This is a genomic window from Acidithiobacillus sp. TH-A35 (assembly GCF_057473505.1).
Map to the genome: position 1 here is coordinate 1 of NZ_JBYCKR010000258.1, position 4,162 is coordinate 4,162.

A 4,162-nucleotide genomic window follows, 5' to 3' on the forward strand; every position below is an offset into this window, starting at 1 on the left:
CCCATAAAAAATGGCAGCCGGAGAGCGACCCCTTCGCGCCGGTGCAGCCATTGCCGAATATCCACGGCGAGATCGCCGCGCGCTACAGCCATGTCCCTGAAGCGCCGCCATCGTCCACGGCGGACCAGCAACTCTGGGAGGAGATCCCCCATACCGCAGTCACCTTGGAAATCCGCAAAGGCTGCCTGTACTGCTTCTTCCCGCCCTTGCAAGTGACGGAACATTATCTGTACCTGCTCAGCGCGGTCGAACACAGCGCCACCGAACTCAATATGCCGGTGGTCATCGAGGGTTATGCGCCGCCCAGCGATCCACGGGTGGAGAAGCTGCTCGTCACCCCCGACCCTGGGGTCATCGAGGTCAATATCCATCCTTCCACGCACTGGCAGGAGATGGTGGAAAAGACCACGGCCATCTATGACGATGCCCACGCCTGTCGGCTGACCGCCGAAAAATTCATGCTGGATGGGCGCCATACCGGCACCGGCGGCGGCAATCACATGACGCTCGGCGGCGCGACCCCCGGCGACAGTCCCTTTTTGCGCCGCCCCGATCTGCTACAGAGCCTGATCACCTACTGGCAGCATCACCCAGCCCTGTCTTATTTTTTCAGCGGCATGTTTATCGGCCCCACCAGTCAATCACCGCGGGTGGATGAGGCGCGCCATGAGGCCCTCTACGAGCTGGAGATCGCTTTTGCTCAGGTGCCGCCCGGTATCGTGCCCCAGCCGTGGCTGGTGGACCGTCTCTTCCGCAATCTGCTGGTGGACATTACCGGCAACACCCATCGCGCCGAAATCTGTATCGACAAGCTCTATTCACCGACCGGGTCCGCCGGCCGACAGGGGCTGGTGGAACTGCGCGCCTTCGAGATGCCGCCCCACGCCCGCATGAGTCTGGTGCAGCAACTGCTGGTGCGCAGCCTCTTGCTGCGTTTCTGGGAAGATCCTTATCATCATGAACTGGTGCGCTGGGGGACCACGCTGCATGACCGTTTCATGCTACCCCATTACGTCTGGGAGGATCTCCGCGACGTTTGCGCGGACCTACAGGAACACGGCATTGCTTTCGATCTGGAATGGCTGGCGCCTTTCTCTGAGTTCCGCTTTCCGCAGCACGGTCATGTCCGGGTTGGCGAGATCGACATCGAACTGCGTGCCGCCATTGAACCCTGGCATGTTCTCGGCGAAGAGATGTCGGGCAGCGGTACGGCGCGCTACGTGGATTCCTCGATTGAACGGCTGCAGGTGCGGGTGACGGGTATGACCCCGGGGCGCCATGTGCTCGCCTGCAATGGACGGTGGGTGCCGTTGCGGGCCACCCGTGCCCATGATACGCAGGTGGCCGGGGTACGCTATCGTGCCTGGCAGCCGCCGTCCGCGCTGCACCCCACCATTCCGGTGCACACGCCACTGACTTTTGATCTGATCGACACCTGGAACGGGCGTAGTATGGGCGGCTGCACCTACCATGTCATGCATCCCGGGGGACGTAACTCAGAGGCCTTTCCGGTCAACGCCTGGGAAGCGGAGGCACGGCGCCAGAGCCGTTTCACCACCACCGGGCACAGTCAGGGTCCGCAGCCGGATGCGATCATGTCGGGTCCCAGCGAGAGCCTCTTCGTGCCCACCGGCAGTGGTGAACACCTCTGGCTACCACCTTATGCGGAAGATCAGCCGGATTATCCCCACACCCTGGACCTGCGTATGGTAAGGTCCACGGCACCAGGCTGAAGGACGGCAGCGAATATGGCACGTTTCCTGCTAAATAAACACTGATCATGGTCATATGATCACTCCTCCTCAAGTGGCTTCCAGGGCGGTCCTCCCGCCCTTTTTTTGTCCGCAAGCCGATCAAATTTCTATACATCAAGTAAAAACAGCCCAGTACCAAACAGCGCCAGCCCCGAGCCACCCGTCAAACCAGAGGGATAAGACACCGTCATTGCACTGGCACCCTCCGTGATTCTGCACCATACTTGTGCAACGGGCGCACCATTCCAACGCGATGGGTTCATGGCGATTCCACTCCGTCATCCCCATCGCGAAACGGCAGACGGTCGGAGCCGCAAGCGCCAAACTGGCACAGGAAATGCTAGTTTCACGGTGCATCCGGGGGTCCTCACCATAAGCGAACCCCAACGACCGAAGCGGGTCCAAGTAATTGCAAACGCGGCAGCGCCGCAAGGAGTGGCAAATGGCGTTATTCGACCGTTACCAGGAGCGTTTTCTGCAACAGCAGGAAGTCACCTTTTCCATCGATGCCTATCTCGATCTCTGCGCGCGTGAGCCCATGGCTTATGCCACCGCCGCCGAGCGGATGCTGGCAGCCATCGGCGAGCCGCAGGTGCTGGACACCCAGACCGATCCCCGGCTGTCACGTATTTTCATGAACCGCAAGCTGCTCACCTACCCCGCCTTCAAGGACTTCTACGGTATTGAAGATGTCGTAGAAAACCTCGTCGCCTATTTCCGCCACGCGGCACAGGGCTTGGAAGAGCGCAAGCAGATTCTCTATCTGCTCGGCCCGGTGGGGGCGGCCAAGTCCTCTCTGGCGGAACGTCTGAAGAGCCTGATGGAGCAATACCCCGTCTACTGCCTCGCCGCCCATGGCAAGGTATCGCCGCTCTTCGAGTCGCCGCTGGGGCTCTTCGATCGGGATGAAGATGGTCCGGTATTGGAGGATCGCTTCGGCATCCCCCGCCGCGCCCTCAATGGCGTGATGTCCCCCTGGGCGGCCAAACGGCTGCGCGAGTTCGGCGGTGACGTCCGCAAATTCACCGTCCACCGCCTGATGCCGTCCCAGTTGCACCAGATCGGCATCACCAAGGTGGAGCCGGGCGACGAGAACAATCAGGATATCTCCAGCCTCGTCGGCAAGGTGGACATCCGCAAGCTGGAAGACTTCTCCCAGGACGATCCCGACGCTTATTCCTATGCGGGCGGCCTCAACGTCGCCACCCAGGGTGTGCTGGAGTTTGTCGAGATGTTCAAGGCGCCCATCAAGATGCTCCACCCCTTGCTGACGGCAACCCAGGAAGGCACCTACAATGGCACCGAAGGCTTCGGCGCCATGCCCTTCCAGGGCATCATCCTGGCCCACAGCAACGAATCGGAGTGGTCCGCCTTCCGCAATAACAAGCGCAACGAGGCTTTCCTCGACCGTGTCTACATCGTCAAGGTGCCCTATTGCCTGCGCGTCACGGAAGAGACGCAGATCTACCACAAGCTCCTCGAAAGCAGTGCCCTCAACGCCGCCCCCTGTGCCCCCGATACCATGGACATGCTGGCGCGCTTCTCCGTCCTCAGCCGCCTCAAAGAGCCGGGCAACAGCAGCTTGTGGTCGAAGATGGAGGTCTATGACGGTAAGTCCCTCAAGGACAAGGACCCCAAGGCCAAAAGTCTGCAGGAATACCGTGACGCGGCCGGTGTGGACGAGGGCATGGACGGCATTTCCACCCGTTTCGCCTACAAGATCCTGTCCCGTACCTTCAACTTCGACAGCGACGAGGTGGCCGCCAACCCTGTGCATCTTCTGCATGTGCTGGAAACTCAGGTCCGTGCCGAGCAGTTCCCGGCAGAACTGGAGTCCCGCTATCTCGCCTTCCTCAAGACCGAGCTGGCCCCCCGTTATGCCGAGTTCCTTGGCCTGGAAATCCAGAAGGCCTATCTGGAGAGTTACGGCGATTACGGCCAGAATCTCTTTGACCGCTACATCCAGTATGCCGATTTCTGGCTGCAGGATACGGAGTTCCGTGACCCCGATACCGGGCAGCTCATGGACCGCAGCCTGCTCAACGAAGAACTGGAAAAGATCGAGAAACCGGCGGGCATCGCCAACCCCAAGGATTTCCGCAACGAAGTAGTGAACTTCGTGCTGCGGGTCAAGGCGTCCAACGACGGCGTCAGCCCAGCCTGGACCAGTTATGAGAAGCTGCGCGCGGTCATCGAGAAGAAGATGTTTGCCAATACGGAGGATCTATTGCCGGTAATTTCTTTCGGCAAGAAGAGCTCCTCCGACGATGAGCGCAAACATCAGGACTTCGTCGCGCGGATGACCTCCAAGGGCTACACCGAAAAGCAGGTACGCCTGCTGGTGGACTGGTATATGCGTTATCGCAAGCATCATTAGGGGCACCAGGCCGTCACGGAAAAGAGTAACG

The 4,162-nt window shown here is 60.2% G+C and carries 2 protein-coding genes; both read left to right on the forward strand.

Features of this window, described 5'->3' with window-relative positions; genetic code table 11:
* Positions 1-1,733: transglutaminase family protein (locus tag AC2VNK_RS08575; RefSeq protein ID WP_486883467.1), on the forward strand; the 1,733-nt coding region annotated here is incomplete at its 5' end.
* Positions 1,734-2,196: 463 nt separating this feature from the next.
* Complete coding sequence (locus AC2VNK_RS08580) at positions 2,197-4,131, forward strand: PrkA family serine protein kinase (RefSeq protein WP_486883468.1); 1,935 nt, start codon at positions 2,197-2,199, stop codon at positions 4,129-4,131.
* Positions 4,132-4,162 lie beyond the last annotated feature (31 nt).

What these genes read in the sequence shown, in the direction of transcription:
- AC2VNK_RS08580 (WP_486883468.1), top strand. Translation starts at nt 2,197, where the DNA reads ATGGCGTTATTCGACCGTTACCAGGAGCGTTTTCTGCAACAGCAGGAA.